Here is a 17,822-nt window from a genome sequence, read left to right as displayed (position 1 = left end):
CGCTATGGCACGCCATCTTGGCAAAGAAACCACCCGCGTCGACGGACTGGCCAAAGTCACTGGCAAGGCGAAATACACCGCCGAATTCCAGATCCCGAATGTCACCTACGGCTTCATCGTGTTGAGCACCGTGGCCAAGGGACGCATCTCTGCGATTGACACGCGAGAAGCTGAGCAGGCTGGGGGAGTGATCCGCGTTTTCACGCACTTGAACGCGGGTAGGCTGGGGTCGCCACCGGCCGCCGGAACGGCGCCCGGGTGGTCGTGGCCGCTGCAGTCGGACCGGGTGTTCTTCAACGGCCAGCCCATCGCCCTAGTTGTCGCGGAGACCTACGAGCAGGCCCGGCACGCGTCAAGGCTGGTGAAGGTCAGCTACCAGGCCGAACCCCACAACACCGACCTCGCCACGGTGCTGGAAAGTGCGCAGCTTGACCCGGCCTCGGCCAAGGCCGTGCCTCGCGGCAACCCGGTGGCCGCCATGCAGGTAGCGCCGATTAAGGTGGCGGCGGAATACTGCATCCCCATCAACCACCACAATCCGATCGAGCCGCACGCAGCCATCGCCTTCTGGCAGGGGGATCAACTCACCATCTTCGACAAGACCCAGGAGGTCTTCGGCGTACAGAAACACCTGGCCGCGGGCCTGGGCGTGTCGGCCGAGAACATCCGCGTGGTGTCCCCGTTCGTTGGCGGTGCCTTCGGCGCATCGCTCAAGCCCAATTACTACCCCTCCCTGACTGCGATGGCCGCACGAGAGCTCAAGCGCCCGGTGAAGGTGGTCTACACGCGGGCGCAGATGTTCACCGGCCATGGCTACCGGCCCCACACCATTCAGAAGGTGGCGCTGGGGGCAGACCGCAACGGCAAGCTGTCGGCCATCATCCATGAAGCCTTTCACAACACCTCTTCGTTCGAGCCGTTCTCGGACGCCACCACCAGCTTCCTGAAACAGGTGTATGCGTGCCCGAATCTGCATGCGCCGCTGAAGGTTTCCGCCACCGACCTTGCCACGCCCACGTGGATGCGCGCACCGGGCGCCGTGAGCGGCATGTTCGCCCTGGAAAGCGCGATGGACGAGCTGTCGTACGCGCTCGGGATGGATCCGTTGGCGCTGCGCCTGGCCAACTACGCCGAGGTCGACCCGGAAAGCGGCAAGCCTTTCTCAAGCAAGGCGTTGCGCGAGTGCTACCGCCTGGGCGCAGAGAAGTTCGGTTGGGGCAACCGCAAGGCCGAGCCGCGCTCGATGCGCGATGGACGTCTGCTCGTCGGCTGGGGCATGGCCTCCAGTGTCTGGGGCGCCTTTCAGCAGCCTGCCAGCGCGCGCATTGTGTTTCGCGCCGACGGCACGGCAAGTGTCACCAGCGCCACCAGCGACATCGGGCCAGGTACCTACACCGTCATGACCATGATCGCGGCCGAATTCCTGGGGCTGCGGCTGGACCAGGTGCACTTCGAGCTGGGCGATACGCGCCAGCCCAGGGCACCGGCGCAAGGCGGCTCATGGACCACATCCAGTGTGGGTTCTGCCGTGCGGGGCGCTGCCCTGGCCGTCACCGCCAAACTCCTGGAGTTGGCGAACCGGGATGCCGCATCGCCCCTAAGGGGTAAGGCTGCGGCAGAGGTGGAGATGCTCGAAGGGTTCTTGCGCCCCAAGGGCGATGCATCGCGCTCGGTGGCCATTGCCGACGTGATGCGGCGCACCGGCACGCACGAGATCGCCGAGACCTACGACTCGACGCCATCGCCAGAGCGCGCAAAGTACGCATCGCTGGCCCACGGGGCCCAGTTCGTCGAGGTGAAGGTCGACCCCGACCTGGGCACCATCAAGGTCACCCGCGTCATCGAGGTGACCGCCTGCGGCAGGATTCTCAACCCGCTGGCCTCGCACAGCCAGGAGATCGGCGGCGTGGTGTGGGGCATCGGCATGGCTTTGGAAGAAGCCACCGAAATCGATCACCGCTACGGCCGGATCATGACGGCCAGCCTGCAGCACTACCACGTGCCCGTGAATGCGGACATCCATGCCATCGATACCATCTTCGTCGAGGAGGAGGACACCATCGTCAATCCGCTGGGTGTGAAGGGCATGGGTGAGCTCGGCATGGTGGGCATTCCCGCTGCCATCGCCAATGCGGTGTTCCACGCCACCGGCAAACGCATCCGCGATCTGCCGATCACGCCCGACAAATTGCTGTGACCACGCGAACCGCTCGACCGACTTCCGCAGGTTCCTCCGCTGCAGCCCCTCCGTCGTAATGAGCTTCTCTTCGCCTTTTCCCCCAGCCTGTCGTGACTTATGCGGTTGTGCTGCCTGTGGCCGCCGCAGGGACCGGCGCAGTGTCGATATCGTCTGCTCTGCCTTGTCGGTGAGGTAGGGCAGCATATGAAAATCGAGTTTCTTCGGGATGGTGCAGTGATCGCGACGGCGATGCTTTATGACAACGCGACTTCCAACGATTTCGCGTCGCTGCTCCCGCTACGACTGACGTTGGAAGACTATGAGGGGACTGAAAAGATCGCAAGCCTCCCCAGGACGCTGACCACCGACGGAGCGCCTGCCGCCTGCTTACCGGTCGCTGGCGACCTTTGCTTCTACGCCCCATGGGGCAACCTTGCGATCTTCTACAGGGATGGCCAGCTTTCGACCGGCCTCATACGGCTGGGCCGACTTCAAGCAGGATGTGAATCCGCGCAATTTTTGGGTGACTTCACTGGTCATGTAGTAGTAGCCGTGGCCCAAGACTGCGTCTGAGCGATGTTTCGCTACGAGTAAAGCGATGGTTTGGATTTTTTCTTGAAGTGGAGGCTTTTCGTCATAGATAGGACTCTGTGATTCATGGGAGGCGGTGGTCTCCTTCTCTGGGTTTGAGTGGTTTTACGGCGCGCTCCACGGATCTCCATGCCGGTAGCTGGTTAGGCCTCCCGGACTAACGGAACACTCAATCCGGACAACGACTGCTTTGCCCCGATTAATGCCAATACAAAAGCTGGATACCGCCGACGGCAACCGCTGCACTGCAGCCCTACTGCCCGGCCGCTTTAGGCTGGTTGCTGTCGCTCGACCCGAAGTCGTTGAACGACTGCTGCGATCGAGAGCAGACAGTGAAGAACATCACTGGGCGTTTTCTGAACCGCAAGAACTGACATATCTACCGTGGTCACTCGTGGACAACGGCATCTAAAAGGCGCATCGTATTTGTCCCCTCTACTCGATGGGAGACCATCATGGAATCCGCTCCAGTCGTCGTTCATCGCGAGCCTTGGAACAAAGGGAAAATCGTTGGTCAGAAGGCTCCCTTCAAGCCTAAAGACATCTGGGCGCTACGCGTGCGCCTCCAGATGGAGAGCCGGGTGCGCGATCTTGCACTCTTCAATCTGGGAATAGACAGCAAGCTGCGCGGATGCGACCTGGTCGCCCTCAAGGTTCGCGATGTTTGCCATGGCGACCAAGTCGCCTCGCGAGCAATGGTCTTGCAGCACAAAACCCAGCGCCCCGTCCAATTCGAGATAACGGCGACCACCCGTGAAGCACTTCAGCAATGGATCAAGGCAGCCGGACTGAAATCAGAAGACTTTCTTTTTCCGAGCCGACTTCACAAGTCTCCGCACCTCGGGACGCGCCAGTACGCCCGGATTCTCGAGCACTGGGTGGTGCAGCTTGGGCTCGATCCAGCAGAGTATGGAACGCACTCCATACGGCGCACCAAGGCTACGCTCATCTACCGGAGAACCAAAAACCTACGTGCGGTCCAGCTACTACTGGGCCACTCAAAAATCGAATCAACTGTCCGCTACCTTGGCATTGAGGTTGACGATGCTCTTGAGCTATCCGAACAGACCGAAATCTGAGTTGAGAGAGCACCGTATTTCCATAGCGAGACAGCCCTTGGGGGCAGGCATTAAATCACCCCTGAACTCGGAGTGCTGCCCTTCGATCCAACTTAGGTCAATTGAGCACTTGTCAAACTGTCCCGTGTAAGGAATAGTTAGGCTGATGAGGGGCCTACGCCTTGGAGGGATGATTAAAGATGCTCAAACAGTCCGAGGATTCTCCGCGTCCACTGGTACTTGCTGTCGATGACTCTTCAGACAATCTTTGGGTACTTTCCGGCCTCCTCAAAGATCAGTACCGGGTGAAATTGGCAGGGTCTGGCGAAAAAGCGCTGCAGATCGCGCGCAGCATCCCAGCACCAGACTTGATTCTGCTGGATGTGATGATGCCGGACCTCTCCGGCTATGAGGTATGCCGCCAGCTCAAGGCGGCTCCGGCCACGCGGGATATTCCCATCATCTTCCTGACGGCCATGACGGGGACGGAGGATGAGAAGGTCGGGCTGGCATTAGGCGCTGCCGATTTCATCACTAAACCAATCAACCCTCCAATCGTGCTTGCCCGTGTGGCGACCCAGCTTCAGGCCAAGGCGGGTGCCGATTTCCTGCGCGACCAAAATCAGTTTTTGCAGACGGAAGTCCACAAGCGCACGCGCGAACTCGCCGCTATCCAGGATGTCACCATCCTGGCCATGGCGTCCCTGGCAGAGACCCGCGACAACGAGACCGGCAACCACATCCGCCGCACGCAGCACTATGTGAAGGCGCTAGCCACAGCGCTAAAGACGCATCCGCGCTTCAGCACTGCACTCAGCGATCACGTGATCGACATGCTGTACAAGTCGGCGCCGTTGCACGACATCGGCAAGGTTGGCATCCCGGACCGGATTCTTCTCAAACCCGGGCGGTTTGAGCCGCATGAGTTCGAGATCATGAAGACGCATACGACCCTGGGCCGAGACGCGATACAGCATGCCGAGGACCAGTTGGGCATGCCGGTTGAGTTCTTGCAATACGCCAAGGAGATCGCCTATGGCCACCAAGAGAAATGGGACGGCAGCGGCTACCCACAGGGCCTGGCGGGCGAGGCAATTCCCCTGTCTGCGCGCATCATGGCCGTGGCCGATGTCTACGATGCACTGATCAGTCGTCGTGTCTACAAGGACGGGATGCCACACGAGAAAGCGGTGGACATCATGCGCGAAGGCCGAGGCTCGCATTTCGACCCCGACATCCTGGATGCCTTTCTCGGCATGCTCGAAGAGTTTCAGCGCATTGCTCAAAAATTTGCCGACAGCGACGCGGAAATGGCCGACAAGGCCAAGCACCTGGAATTGGCGACTGCGGTCATTCAGCCTTCTTCCTGAGCTCAATAGGTTCCCAGGCAGCCAGCCTCCATTGCCGGGACCGTCTGGCCTGCATCACTTCGCCCCGGAATAGAGAGGAACGCGTTTCATGAACGCTATTGTTCAGCACTACCACCGCTCCTCCCTGACGGCGAAGCTCGCGTTCGCCTTTTTCGTCATCCTCCTCATGGCAATCGTGCTCAGCGTGCTGGGCATGCAGGCGGTCAGCCGCGTGAACGACGAGATTCAGGACATGTATGAAAGGGACCTGCAGGGCGTTTCCAACGCCCGGGCGATCCAGTTCCACTATGCCAGCATGGGGCGCCATTTGCGCAATGCGCTGCTCACCGTAGAGACAGACGACAGGGCCCAGGCGCTGGAGAGGCTTGATCAGTCGCACCAAGATATCTTGCGCGAGGTCGGTGAGCTTCGCGGGCGCATTGTTCGCGACGACAACAGACGCAACCTTCTGACGTTCGACCAGAACTATGCGGAGTACCGCAAGAGAGTTGAAGGTCTGCTTGAGCTCGCCAGGCAGGGGCAACTTCAAGAAGCGCGCAGACAGGTCTCAAGTCGGGAGTTCGCTGTCGTTGGGGATACCGTGGCCCAGTCTATGGAAGCTGTGGCAGCCACGAAAGAGGACAGCGCCCGGGCTACGCTGCGCTCCGTGCAGGACCTTGCGCAGCAGACCAGGATCCGCGGCAGCACCCTGCTGGTCATGGGCGGCTTGTTCAGTGTGCTTTTTGCGTGGCTTATCGCGCGGTCCATTCGTGTACCAGCGTTCGAACTGCGCACGGCTGTGGAGCGGATTGCAGAAGGAGATCTGCTGCAGGAGGTGCCTCATACCTCGTACCTCAACGACCTGGGCGCGCTGGCGCGTGCAGTGGCGGTGCTACAGCGGGGAGCCCGCGAACTGGAGGTGCAGCGCTGGGTCAAGACACATACGGCCAGCGTCTCTGCCGAACTGCAGTCGACCCAGTCCTTCGTCGAGCTGGCGCAACGCTTCTTCACGCTCTCGGCGCCTTTGCTGGACATAGGGCACGGCGTCCTTTACATCTACGAAAAAAGCCAGCGCCACCTGCGTCTGCTAACCGGTTTTGCCCATCGCGAACGCAAGACGATGGATCAATACATTCAGCTGGGCCAGGGCTTGGTGGGACAGTGCGCACTGGAGCGCAGCGCCATCACGCTCACTCAGCCTCCCCCAGACTACGTACGCATCGGATCGGCGTTGGGCGATGCCGCACCCCGGTGTATCTGCGTGCTGCCGATCCAACGTGGTGACGAGTTGCTGGGTGTGCTGGAGATTGCCAGCTTTCAGATCTTCTCGCCTGCACAGCAGGCCCTGTTGGACGCGCTGATGCCTGCGCTGGCTGCCAATCTGGAGATTCTGGAGCGCAACGTGGCCACCCATCGGCTGCTTGAGGAAACGCAGGCCCAGGCGAAGACGCTGGAACAGCAGGCGCACGAGCTCGCCACGCAAAAAGATTCCATCGCCGCCACCGAGGCTTGGTATCACGGCATCATCGAATCTGCACCCGACGGCTTGATGGTCACGGACGAGCACGGCACGGTGATCATGGTCAACCCGCGCATGCTCGATCTGTTTGGCTATGCGGAACATGAACTGGTGGGCCAGCCTATGGAAATACTGGTGCCATCCGCCATCCGCGACCGGCACCCGGGCTTGCGCCAGGGCTTCCTGGCAGTCGGACTGCCGCGAAACATGGGGGGTACGAATGCCAACCTCAAAGGCGTGCGCAAGGATGGCAGCGAGTTTCCGGTGGAGGTCGGCCTGTCACGCCTGCCTGCCATTGGCGGCCATGGCGTCTGTGTATGCGCCTCGGTGCGCGACGTGACCGAGCGCAACCGGGTAGAGCAGGAAGTGCGCAACAGCCAACGTCAGATCCGCACCCTGGTGGATGGCATCGGCTCCATCATTACGCTCAAGGACAGGGAAGGCCGCTACCAGCTATTGAATGCCACCTATGCGAAGTACGCAGGCACCAGCGAGCATGAGGTTCTCGGTAAAAACGCACACGACCTGTGGCCCAAAGAGATGGCAGACAAGATCTGGGAGGTGGAGAACCGCGTGCTCGAAAGGGGCGAAGCCATCACCTACGAGGAGATCATCCCCACTGCCGATGGATCAGAGCAGCGCTCGTTCATGACCACGAAAACACCGCTGATCAACGAAGCAGGTGAAATCTACGGCATCTGCGGCATCGCCACCGACATCACCGAGCACAAGAAGTCGCAGGAGGCCATGCAGCTGGCCCATGCCGAGCAGACCGCCATGTTCGAGGCCACCACGCTGGGCATCGCGTTCATCAAGGACCGCGTGGTTGTGCGCGGCAACACACAGCTTGACACGCTGTTCGGCACCGGGCAACTTGGCCAGTCCCCCCGTGCCTGGTACGCATCTGATGACGCGTTTGCCCATGCCCTCAATGAGATATACGGACAGCTATCAAGCGGTGAAAAACACCAACGCGAGGAAGAGCTGGTGCGCGCCGATGGCACGCGTTTCTGGTGTCAACTCAGCGGTGCAGCCATTGATCCGGACGACCTGAGCAAGGGGACGGTGTGGATGCTGCTTGACGTGACGATCCGAAAGACGTCAGAAGAAGATATACGGCGGGCCAAGGAAATGGCCGAGGAAGCGACGCGGGCCAAAAGCGAGTTCTTGGCCAACATGAGCCACGAGATCCGCACGCCGATGAACGCCATCATCGGCATGTCGCACCTGGCTCTGCAGACCGCGCTGGACAACAAGCAGCGCAACTACATCGAGAAAGTCAACCGCGCTGCCGAGAGCCTTCTGGGCATCATCAACGACATCCTCGACTTCTCCAAAATCGAAGCCGGCAAGATGTCCATGGAGCAAGTCGACTTCCGGCTGGAGGATGTTCTCGACCACGTAGCCAATCTGATCGGTATGAAGGCCGAGGACAAGGGTCTGGAGTTGCTGTTCAGCACAGCGGACGACGTTCCGACGGCGCTGGTAGGAGACCCGCTGCGACTGGGCCAAATCTTGGCCAACCTGGGCAGCAATGCCGTGAAGTTCGCGGAGCAGGGGGAGATCGTGCTGGGGATCGAGCTGGCCGGCCAGCAAGGCAAGCCAGGTGGTGACGTCGAGCTGCACTTCTGGGTCAAGGACTCGGGCATCGGCATGACGCCAGAGCAATGCCAACGGCTGTTTCAGTCGTTCAGTCAGGCCGACAGCTCCACCACGCGGCGTTATGGCGGCACGGGCCTGGGCCTGGCGATCTCCAAGACCCTGGTGGAGTTGATGAAAGGCCGCATCTGGGTGGAGAGCACCGAGGGGCAGGGCTCGACCTTCCACTTCCATGTGCACTTTGGCCTGCAGGCGCAGCCCATGCCCCGGCGCATGTTTGATGCCAACGAACTGCTGGGCCTGAGAGTTCTCGTGGTGGATGACAATGCTGCGGCCCGGGAGATCCTGTCGACCATGGCGCGCCGTTTCGGCCTGGAGGTGGACATGGCCCGCGATGGCGAGGAAGGGCTGCGCATGGTGGAGGGCGCCGACAGCCGCTCGCTCGCCTACGACCTAGTGCTGATGGACTGGAAGATGCCACGCATGGACGGCGCCGAGACCGTGCGCCGCATGCAGGCGCTCAAGGGTGGGGCTGCACCGGCGGTGATCATGGTGACTGCTTTCGGCCGGGAAGAAGCCATGACTGCGGTGCAGAGCCATGGCGCCCGGGTGAATGCGGTGCTCACCAAGCCGGTCACGGCATCGACATTGCTAGAAGCGGTGGCTGAGGCGCTGGGCAAAGGTCGCCTGGTATCTGATCGCGTGGTAGCCAAGGCCGACGGGCGAACCGAGCATTTGCAGCAGCTCAAGGGCGCGCGGGTGCTGCTGGTTGAAGACAATGCACTGAACCAGGAACTGGCTATGGAGCTGCTGCGCCAGGCCGGCATGGAGGTGGTGCTGGCCAACAACGGCCAGGAGGCGCTGGACCTGCTGGCCGCGGACCCTCGATTCGATGGCGTCCTCATGGATTGCCAGATGCCCGTGATGGACGGCTATACGGCCACACGCCACCTGCGCTCGCTGCCGCAGTTTGCCAACCTGCCCATCATCGCCATGACAGCCAACGCCATGGCCGGTGACAGGGAGAAGGTAATGGATGCCGGCATGGTGGACCACATCCCCAAACCGCTGCGGGTAGAGGAAATGTTTGCGTGCATGGCTCGATGGATCAACCCTGCTGCCACAACCGCCCAGACGACGCCTGAACAGGCTTTCAATCAAGGAGGCAGCGTGGCCGATCCAGATCTGCCGCAATTGCCCGGCGTGGATCAGGCGATTGGACTTCGCATAGTTCAAAACGACCGGCGGCTCTACCGCCGACTACTGGGCATGTTTCTGCAGGAGTACACGGGCTTTGAAACAGCCGTCGCTGAGGCGCTGCATCAGGGCGACTGGCCTCTGGCCACGCGGCTGGCTCATACCCTCAAAGGCGCTGCGGGCACGATCGGCGCCACCAACGTCGCATCGGCAGCAGGGGCGCTGGAGGCAGAGGGCGCCCACGAGTCCCGCGTGCCGGCAGCGCTGGAAATGTTGTCCCAGATTGGAGTTTTGTTACGCCCGCTTATCAAGGCTCTGCAGGAGTCCACGGCGAGCAGCGGGGCTGGCACTGTGCAAGCCCGATCGGAACCTGTTGTTTCCAAGGCGCGCTCCGCCGAAACCGAGGCTCTGCTGAGCCGATTGCGCAAGTTGCTCAGAGACAGCGACGCGGATGCGGGCGACGCGCTGGAGAACTTGGTCGCTCGGTTGGCGGCGGATGGCGACCCGCTTGCTGAGTCCCTGTCTGCCGTGAGCCGAGCCATTGATCGCATCGATTTCGATGCTGCGCTCTCAGCGCTCGAAGTTCAGGCTCCTGCTCAGCCCGGCTGAATCTGGTCCATGAAGCGCCAAATGCGATTTTTTGCCTGCTTTGTGGGCCTTGCGATGGCCGCGGGCAGCGCCTTGGGGCGCTCGCTGGTGCAAATCAAGGACAGCCAAGAGTTGCGCATCTGCGTCGCTGGCTCCAGCGCCGACTACTATCGGACCAATGGGGAGGATTTCGCCCGATACCTTGGTGTTCAAGCGAAAACCGTGACGCTTTCGCAGTGGGATCAGCAGTTTCACAACGCGCAGGGCGTGACAGTTCAGGGAGATCGCTACGAAGCCGCTCCTCTGGCCACTGGAAAATGCGATCTGTACCCGAATGACCTGCACATCACCGAATGGCGCAAGCAAAAGATGATACTGGTGCCGTACTTCACCACGCGCAATGTCGTCGTCTCGCGACCGGAGATGCGATCCGTTTTGCGCGCCGAGGTAGATCTTGCAGGGCGCACTGCATCGGTCCAGGCGGGAACCGCTTACGAAGGATGGATCCAGGGATTCAACGCTGGAGCGGGAGAGCACTCACCGATCGTCATTGAGAACGTACCTACCGCCAAATCCATGCAGGCCGTCGCGCAGCGTCGCGCAGATTTCACCGTGATCGCGGCCGAATCTGCCTTCCACTGGGTGCGTAACGACCTGGAGAACCTGGACATGCTGTTTCCGGTGGGCGAGGCGATCTCGGTAGGCTGGGGTATTTCCTTTGAAGCATCGGACCTCGAGCACGCCATACAGCGCTATTTCACCGACAGTCGTCGGATGGGGTCAGATCTCGATCTGTCCTGGCGACGCAAATATGGCGTGTCGCTGATGGAGTACCAGCTCTTCTCCGCCTCTTTCGACAATAGCGGGAAATGGCACCGGGTTTGGATGGCCTGGGGAATCCCTGGCGGGGCCGCCATTGCGGGAGTGCTGCTGGCCATGCTATTTTGGGCAACGCAGCTCAGGCGCGAAGCGGCCCGGCACAAACTGACCCTAAAAGCGCTGCAGCAAAGCCACGACCAGTTGACCGGCGAGGCCTACCGGCGCAAGGCAGTGTCCGACCTATTGCTCGAGTTGCAACACGCCAACACTCTTGCAGCTTTTGCCCGCACAGTCCTGCACGAACTGGCGAGGCACTTGCCGATGGGGCAAGCCCTGCTGGTGCGAGTAAACGAAGCGCGCGCGATGCAGGCAGTTGCGCACTATGCGGGTTCGGGTGCTAGTGCGGAACAAACGCTCTCTGAGCTGCCCACAACAGCCAGCATGATCGAGCGATGCATCGCAACGGGCGAGTCCGTGCTCATCGAAGCGCCTGGGACTGACTACCTGCGTGTCCAGTCAGGTCTTGGGCATTGCGCTCCCTGCGCCATCTATTTGATGCCGATCAAGCACGCTGGATGTGTCGTGGCCGTCATTGAGTTAGCCGCGACTGAGTCGATCAGGCCAGAGCGCCGCCAGTTGCTAGTGGACATGGAACCCATCATCGCTGTGGGTATCCTGCGCTTCGTTCGTGAAGAGGCCGATGTGGCTCTTGACCTCACCCAGCAAGACAAGAAGGTATCTGCATGAGTGTTTTTGCTGCTTCGAGCCCATCTGCCATTGGGCGAGGCGCACGCTGTCTGGTCGTTGATGACTTTGAGGCGATGCGCAAGGTCACCATCAACCAGCTCCGGCAGATGGGAGTGGAACGCATTGAATCCGCGCGCAACGGTGCCGAAGCCCTGCGCCTTCTGAAGAATCAGCGTTTCGATGTGGTGCTCTCGGACTGGAACATGCCCGTGATGACAGGCGTGGAGTTGCTTCAGGCCATGCGTGCAGACGAACGATTATTCGCAATACCGTTTGTTCTTATCACCGCCGAGGCGGAGCGCAGCCGTGTTCAGGAGGCCATTTCGATGGGGGTGACCTCCCTGCTGCTCAAGCCCTACTCCCCCAAGCAATTGGCTCAAAGGCTGGAGAAGGCCTTGCAATGGAAGCCGCGCGCTCCTGGCGATTTTGCTGGGGAGGGGTTGCCAGCGCAAAATGCGCATGCTCCGGCGACGCAGGACACCGCGAGCACGCCATCAGCCGAAGAGCAGGAAGCTCCTCGACCGACGATACTGATCGTCGACGATACGCCCGACAACCTGCTGCTACTGTCCCAGCTGTTCAAAGGCGAGTATCGGATCAGGCTGGCTCAGACAGGCGCCAAGGCGATGGAGGTGGTGACCTCCGACGACCCTCCGGACTTGGTACTGCTGGACATCATGATGCCCGGCATGGATGGTTTCGAAGTAGCGCGGATGATGCGCGAGCATCCCACATCCCAGAGCATTCCCATCATCTTCGTCACTGCCATGGCGTCGGCGGACGCACGCATCAGGGGGCTCGATCTCGGCGCGGTCGATTTCATTACCAAGCCCATCGACCCCGAAACGCTCAAGCCGCGCGTGCGCAATTTCATGCGCTACGTGCAGCTGCGCAAGGACCTGCAGGCCGAGTTCGACAGCATGGTCGAGGCAGCCCAGTTGCGCGAAGACGTTGAGCGCATCACGCGGCACGACATCAAGGCGCCGCTGGCCGGGGCACTGGGTCTTGTGCAGGCGCTGATTGAGGATGACTCGGTCGGTCGCCGACAAGTGGAGCAGTTGCGCTTGATGGAAGAGAGCGTGATGCAGGTGCTCAACATGATCAACCTGTCATCCGAACTGTACAAAATTGAATCGGGTCGCTTCGTGCTACGAGCGCAGCCCGTGCTTATCGGCGAACTGCTGCGCCGCATAGCCGAGATGAATCGGGTGACCTTCGCGGAGAAGGACCTGTCTATCGCGGTGGACACGGACGTGGCGGTCGGAGCGGAGCCACCTGTAGCGCTTGCGGATTCAACCCTGTGCTACTCGATCTTCCAGAACCTACTAAGGAACGCGTGCGAAGCAGCGCCGCACGGGTCGCGGGTGTCGGTGCAGCTCCAGGATCAGAACCCCTTGCGCATCATCATCAGCAACACTGGAGCTGTGCCAATCGCGATCCGCGACCGGTTTTTCGACAAGTTCGTGACTGCGGGCAAACAGGGGGGGACAGGCCTGGGCACATATTCCGCCAAATTGCTCACCGAGGCCCAGCATGGCAGCGTAGGGCTAGAGGTATTCGATGACACCAATACGACCCGGGTCGTCGTGGAGCTTCCGCGACGGTGATGAAGTCAGTTCACGGCAATCAGCAAACCGCCTGATCAGGATAGCCCAGCCGAAAGCAGCCCTTCACTGAGGTCCACTTCTGGCCGATAGTACCCATTCGCGACTGAGATGCGAACGGCTGCAACCGCTGCAGAACCGGCGTCCGGTGTGGTAGCTACAGGCTGTATGCGGTCGGTCACCATACAGATGCCCGATAGCCGGTTTGCTCGAGAGTTGACGTAGCGGATTTCCGGCGAAATCATGTGCTTGCCTTCGCCAGCGGCGCGTCGCGCAAGGATACTTTCCATACAGACAGGGAGAAAACATGACGCGCGTTCGTCGCCTTGAGATTCGCAACTTTCGCTCGATACAGGCACTCGATTGGATGCCATCCAACGGCGTGAACTGCCTTATTGGCCCGGGTGATAGCGGCAAATCGACTATTCTCGATGCCATCGACCTGTGCCTTGGAGCGAGAAGGAGCGCACCTTTCGGCGACACGGACTTCTTCGGCCTGGACGTTGCCCGAACCATCGTGATTGCGGTCACGCTTGGCGCACTGCCCGACGCGTTGAAGAACATCGACACCTACGGAGATTTCCTTCGTGGATTTGACCTCCGTACCGGGCTGTTCGAAGACGAACCCCGCGCAGGTCTAGAAACGGTTCTGACGCTGAAGCTTGAAGTCGGGGGCGACCTCGAGCCGACTTGGACGCTTTATTCCGACCGCGCCGCCCTCCAGCAGCTAGAACGTTCTTTATCTTGGAAGGACCGTAGCCTCCTTGCACCAGCCCGAATTGGCACCTACGCAAACACCAACCTTTCGTGGGCTAGAGGCTCGGTCTTGAACCGGCTCACGGAAGAGCGCGCGAACCTCGGCTCGGAACTCGCCGGCGCAGCACGCGCCGCCCGGGCCACCTTCGGCGCGCAAGCCGGCCCTCAGCTCGCCCAGACTCTGCAAGTGGTTACCCAGACGGCTACAGGCTTGGGCGTAGCCATCGGTGCGAGTGCTCAGGCGTTACTCGATGCTCACTCGGTGTCGATTGGCGACGGTGCTATCGCGCTCCACAGCGAGACCGGCATTCCTCTTAGGTCGCTGGGCACCGGTTCGGGGCGGCTCCTTGTCGCAGGGCTGCAGAGGGCTGCAGCAGCGGCAGCCACTGTCGCCTTGGTAGACGAGGTCGAGTACGGGCTTGAACCGCACCGGCTCATGCGGCTGCTCGACTCGCTCGGAGCGAAAGACGCGACCCAGCCGCTGCAGGTTTTTATGACCACCCATTCGCCGGTTACGCTCAGGGAGCTATCTGGCAACCAGCTTTTCGTTGTGCGTCGGAGTTCGGACATCCACACGGCCACATGTGCCGGTACGGACGACGGCATTCAGGGCACATTGCGCAAGGCAGCCGAGGCCTTCTTGTCCAAATCCGTCATAGTCTGTGAAGGCGCCAGCGAGGTTGGATTCGCTCGCGGTATGGACCAGTGGTGGGTCCACTGTGGCGCGCCCTCATTCCTAGCCCGGGGAGGCTCATACGTGGATGCAGGCGGAGGAAGCCCCGACCAGTGTTTCACACGAGGTGAGGCGTTCCTCAAATTAGGCTATCGCGTCCTCGTGTTTGTCGACGCTGACAAGCCAGTTTCCACCGTCGGACTCATCGAGAGATTCACGGCGTCGGGCGGGCAGTACATCACGTGGCGCCCCGGCTTGGCACTTGAGGACGAGCTATTCCTACATTTAAGCAGTGACGCCGTGCATGCTCTGCTGAATAAGGCGGACGAGATGGTCGACCGGGAACTCATGGCTGAGCACTTCAAGTCGAAGTCGCATGGACAAGTCACATTGGACGCCATTGAGGCAGAACGGCTGAATGGCGGCTACACACCTGCGAGCCGGAAATTGCTCGGACTTGCCGCCCGCAACAACAAGAATGGCTGGTTCAAATCAGTAACTGGTTTCCAGGAAATCGCCAAGGATGTCGTCGGCCCACACATTGCGAATGCAGAACCGGGTTTCGTGCACATCGTGAATAACCAACTCTGGGGGTGGACGAGTGCCGCCGCCTGAAATCGACATCTTTCAAGCGCGCCTAGGCTCAGTTACAGCCCCAGCCGGATGTGGCAAGACCCAACTTATCGCGGACGCGCTAAGTCAGCACACCAACACTAAGCCTGTCTTGGTACTAACGCACACCAACGCTGGAGTCACCGCTTTACGCACCAGACTCCAGCGTGGTGGCGTCCCGAACTCAGCGTACAGAGTTTCGACCATCGATGGTTTCGCTATGCGCTTGGCGGCAAAATTTCCCCTTCGCGCGGGGCTCAACGCGCATGTTCTCGAGCTGGCCAACCCGAACGCCGACTACCCAGCCATCCGAGTCGCTGTTCAAGCGCTCCTTCAGGCAGGTCACATTAATGACCCCATCGCCTCGACGTATTCGCGCTTGCTGGTGGATGAGTACCAAGACTGCAACAAGGTGCAGCACGCTATCGTCTGTTCCATCGCGCAGACGATACCCACCTGCATTCTTGGGGACCCGATGCAGGCAATATTCGGCTTCCGCGACCCGCTGGTCCACTGGGAGCAAGAGGCTCTATCCGCATTCCCACCCATCGGTGCGCTGCAAACACCTTGGCGATGGCGCCTCGCAGGCATGGACGCGCTGGGTGCTTGGCTACTCCAAGCCAGAGCATCGCTGCAATCTGGTCATCCTGTGGACCTGAGAGGGGCGCCTGAGGGCGTCCAATGGGTTCAGCTGACCCAAGGCATGGAAGTGCAGCAGCGACTCATGGCCGCCCGGAAGGAAGCGCCAAACCGAGACGGCAGCGTTTTGGTGATTGGCGACTCCATGAATGCCACCAGCCGCCATCAACTCACAATGCAAACACCCGGCGCCACATCCGTCGAGGCCGTTGACCTGAGAGACCTAGTGAGCTTCTCCCGCCAGTTCGATTTGACGAGTCCCAACGTGCTGCGACAACTTGCGGAGTTCGCCGCTTCAATGATGACCGGGGTAGGTACTGCAAACTTGCTCGCACGGGTCGAGACGATACGGGGCGGCCGAGCCCGAACGCCGGCGACACCCGCAGAAGCCGCAGCAGTGGCGTTCATGCTCGCACCAAGCCACGCGACCTCGATTGACCTGCTCCAGTCACTCGCAGACCAACCAGGTGCGCGTGTCTACCGACCCGAAGTTCTGCACTGCTGCATCTCAGCGCTTAGGGCAGCCGAGGGCGAAGGTGGCTTTATCGGCGCAGTGATGCTGGCCCGCGAACGGAACCGCCATCTGGGTCGGCCGCTGGGCCGGCGCTCCGTTGGAAGCACGCTTCTTCTGAAAGGACTGGAGGCTGACGTCGCAGTCATTCTTGAGCCCGAGCGTATGACTGCGCAGCATCTCTATGTGGCTCTCACGCGAGGCGCGAGGCAAATCGTGGTTTGCTCTCCGACGCCATTGCTGACACCAGCTGCGGGGCGCTAGCAAATATTCGTTATTCCCCTCACAAGCGTGACCTTCGCGCTTTCGATGACCGCTCAGCTCAAAAAAATCGGACGTGCGCCACCGGAAACCGAACTTCTGCGCCCGCTGCACAGCTGTCAACTCCGCCGAATCAATAAATCTCGCTAGGGGACGACGAACTTGGGCGCTATCAGGCGCACGTTTTGGCCGAACCTCTGGAATTCGCGAGCCCAGTGATGGGCACCAGAGCACGCTTCCATGCCAATGAGATGAGTTCGAGCAGCGTGGCACGCGGCACACGGGGACGCAAAAGTACAGGCTTGCCTGTGGCATCAACGCCGTGTGTAGCAAAGACATTCTTTGCCATATCGATTCCGATAGTGACAATGGTAGTCATGGACTTCCCCTTCCAACAAACGAGTGAGTTGATGAGAGATCGAGCTTCCCATCGTGGCACTTGGATGCCTTATCCCGCAACTGCGCGGTTCACTCGGGACCGGGAAGTCCCTTTCATTCCTTAGCCACCATGAACTCTGACGAGCGCTGGGCACTCCTGGTTGCCCTCGATGAAGAGCTGCTCCGTGGCGGAGTGATTCTTTCGGAGTGGTGCGCCTTCATCGTTCGTGAGGCCGACACGGCCTTTGCCAACGGCGCACACCTGGCCTCCATTCTCACTGCCGTTTCAGCAATTGAAACGTACCTACGGTCAGAGCACGCCGCCACGGGGAAGGAACGCCTCGTGGAATTGATCGACAGGTCGTCAATCGATACTGGTCTTAAGGGCGATCTACATGCATTGCGACAGTACCGCAATCGGTGGGTGCACGTCGATGACCCTTGGAACGACGCAAAGCTGCTGGAACAACCTGAAGTCAAAGAGCGCGAGCTCGAAGACATGGCGCTCTTTGCAGCGAGAGTGTTGCGCCGAACAATCTATGAAAACCAATGGGTGTGAGGCCCGGGTGATGGCTAACCCTTATGTCAAGGGGGCCTGCCGGCGCAGGTTCCTTTTGGCCCATGGTACGTGTTCGACCTCAACACTCGTATTGCTCCAAACGCTGCAGAAGCGACTTCAGATTTAAACTGGAGTCGCCTCGCACGCACCATCCACCCGGAGGTGGAATTACTCCCTTGAGCG

The 17,822-nt window shown here is 60.5% G+C and carries 10 protein-coding genes and 1 pseudogene; 10 read left to right on the top strand and 1 reads right to left on the bottom strand.

The features are described from left to right. Nucleotides 1-4 precede the first annotated feature (4 nt). The 9 genes from KW835_RS20715 (at nt 5) to KW835_RS20675 (ending at nt 16,705) form a co-directional block, all read left to right on the top strand. The gene (locus KW835_RS20715) at nt 5-2,197 is read left to right on the top strand and encodes a xanthine dehydrogenase family protein molybdopterin-binding subunit (RefSeq protein WP_218385927.1); all 2,193 of its coding nucleotides are present in this window, start codon (nt 5-7) and stop codon (nt 2,195-2,197) included. A gap of 186 nt (nt 2,198-2,383) precedes the next feature. Continuing rightward, nucleotides 2,384-2,752 carry a cyclophilin-like fold protein gene (locus KW835_RS20710; protein ID WP_218385925.1) on the top strand — a complete coding sequence of 123 codons (369 nt, stop codon included), beginning with the start codon at nt 2,384-2,386 and terminating at the stop codon, nt 2,750-2,752. 473 nt (nt 2,753-3,225) lie between these two features. Beyond that, nucleotides 3,226-3,849 carry a tyrosine-type recombinase/integrase gene (locus tag KW835_RS20705; protein ID WP_099654885.1) on the top strand — a complete coding sequence of 208 codons (624 nt, stop codon included), beginning with the start codon at nt 3,226-3,228 and terminating at the stop codon, nt 3,847-3,849. A 179-nt stretch (nt 3,850-4,028) separates the two neighbouring features. Beyond that, nucleotides 4,029-5,198: an HD-GYP domain-containing protein gene (locus KW835_RS20700; protein WP_056057405.1), complete on the top strand. Its 1,170-nt coding sequence runs from the start codon at nt 4,029-4,031 to the stop codon at nt 5,196-5,198. Between the two features lie 88 nt (nt 5,199-5,286). Further along, nucleotides 5,287-10,101 (top strand): PAS domain S-box protein, encoded by a 4,815-nt coding sequence (locus KW835_RS20695; protein WP_082522306.1) that lies wholly within the window; start codon nt 5,287-5,289, stop codon nt 10,099-10,101. A gap of 9 nt (nt 10,102-10,110) precedes the next feature. Further along, the gene (locus KW835_RS20690) at nt 10,111-11,646 is read left to right on the top strand and encodes a transporter substrate-binding domain-containing protein (protein WP_082522307.1); all 1,536 of its coding nucleotides are present in this window, start codon (nt 10,111-10,113) and stop codon (nt 11,644-11,646) included. After that, complete coding sequence (locus KW835_RS20685) at nt 11,643-13,253, top strand: response regulator (RefSeq protein ID WP_056057417.1); 1,611 nt, start codon at nt 11,643-11,645, stop codon at nt 13,251-13,253. Before KW835_RS20690 ends, KW835_RS20685 begins: the two co-directional genes overlap by 4 nt. Nucleotides 13,254-13,557: 304 nt before the next feature. After that, the gene (locus KW835_RS20680) at nt 13,558-15,294 is read left to right on the top strand and encodes an ATP-dependent endonuclease (protein ID WP_218385923.1); all 1,737 of its coding nucleotides are present in this window, start codon (nt 13,558-13,560) and stop codon (nt 15,292-15,294) included. Next, entirely contained in the window at nt 15,281-16,705 is a 1,425-nt protein-coding gene (locus tag KW835_RS20675; protein WP_218385921.1) for a UvrD-helicase domain-containing protein, read from the top strand. The genes KW835_RS20680 and KW835_RS20675 overlap by 14 nt, the downstream gene beginning before the upstream one ends. Before the next feature lie 146 nt (nt 16,706-16,851). Here KW835_RS20675 and KW835_RS20670 read toward each other — a convergent pair. Further along, nucleotides 16,852-17,081: pseudogene (locus tag KW835_RS20670) on the bottom strand (IS110 family transposase); the annotation flags it as partial. 129 nt (nt 17,082-17,210) lie between these two features. On the opposite strand from KW835_RS20670, the gene KW835_RS20665 reads away from it, so the two are divergent. Further along, complete coding sequence (locus KW835_RS20665) at nt 17,211-17,639, top strand: hypothetical protein (RefSeq protein WP_218385919.1); 429 nt, start codon at nt 17,211-17,213, stop codon at nt 17,637-17,639. Nucleotides 17,640-17,822 lie beyond the last annotated feature (183 nt).

The organism is Acidovorax sp. sic0104 (assembly GCF_019219095.1).
In the GTDB taxonomy this organism is placed as follows: Bacteria; Pseudomonadota; Gammaproteobacteria; order Burkholderiales; family Burkholderiaceae_C; genus Acidovorax.
Note: the sequence above shows the minus strand (reverse complement) of the source record. Positions and strands in the feature narration are given on the sequence as shown.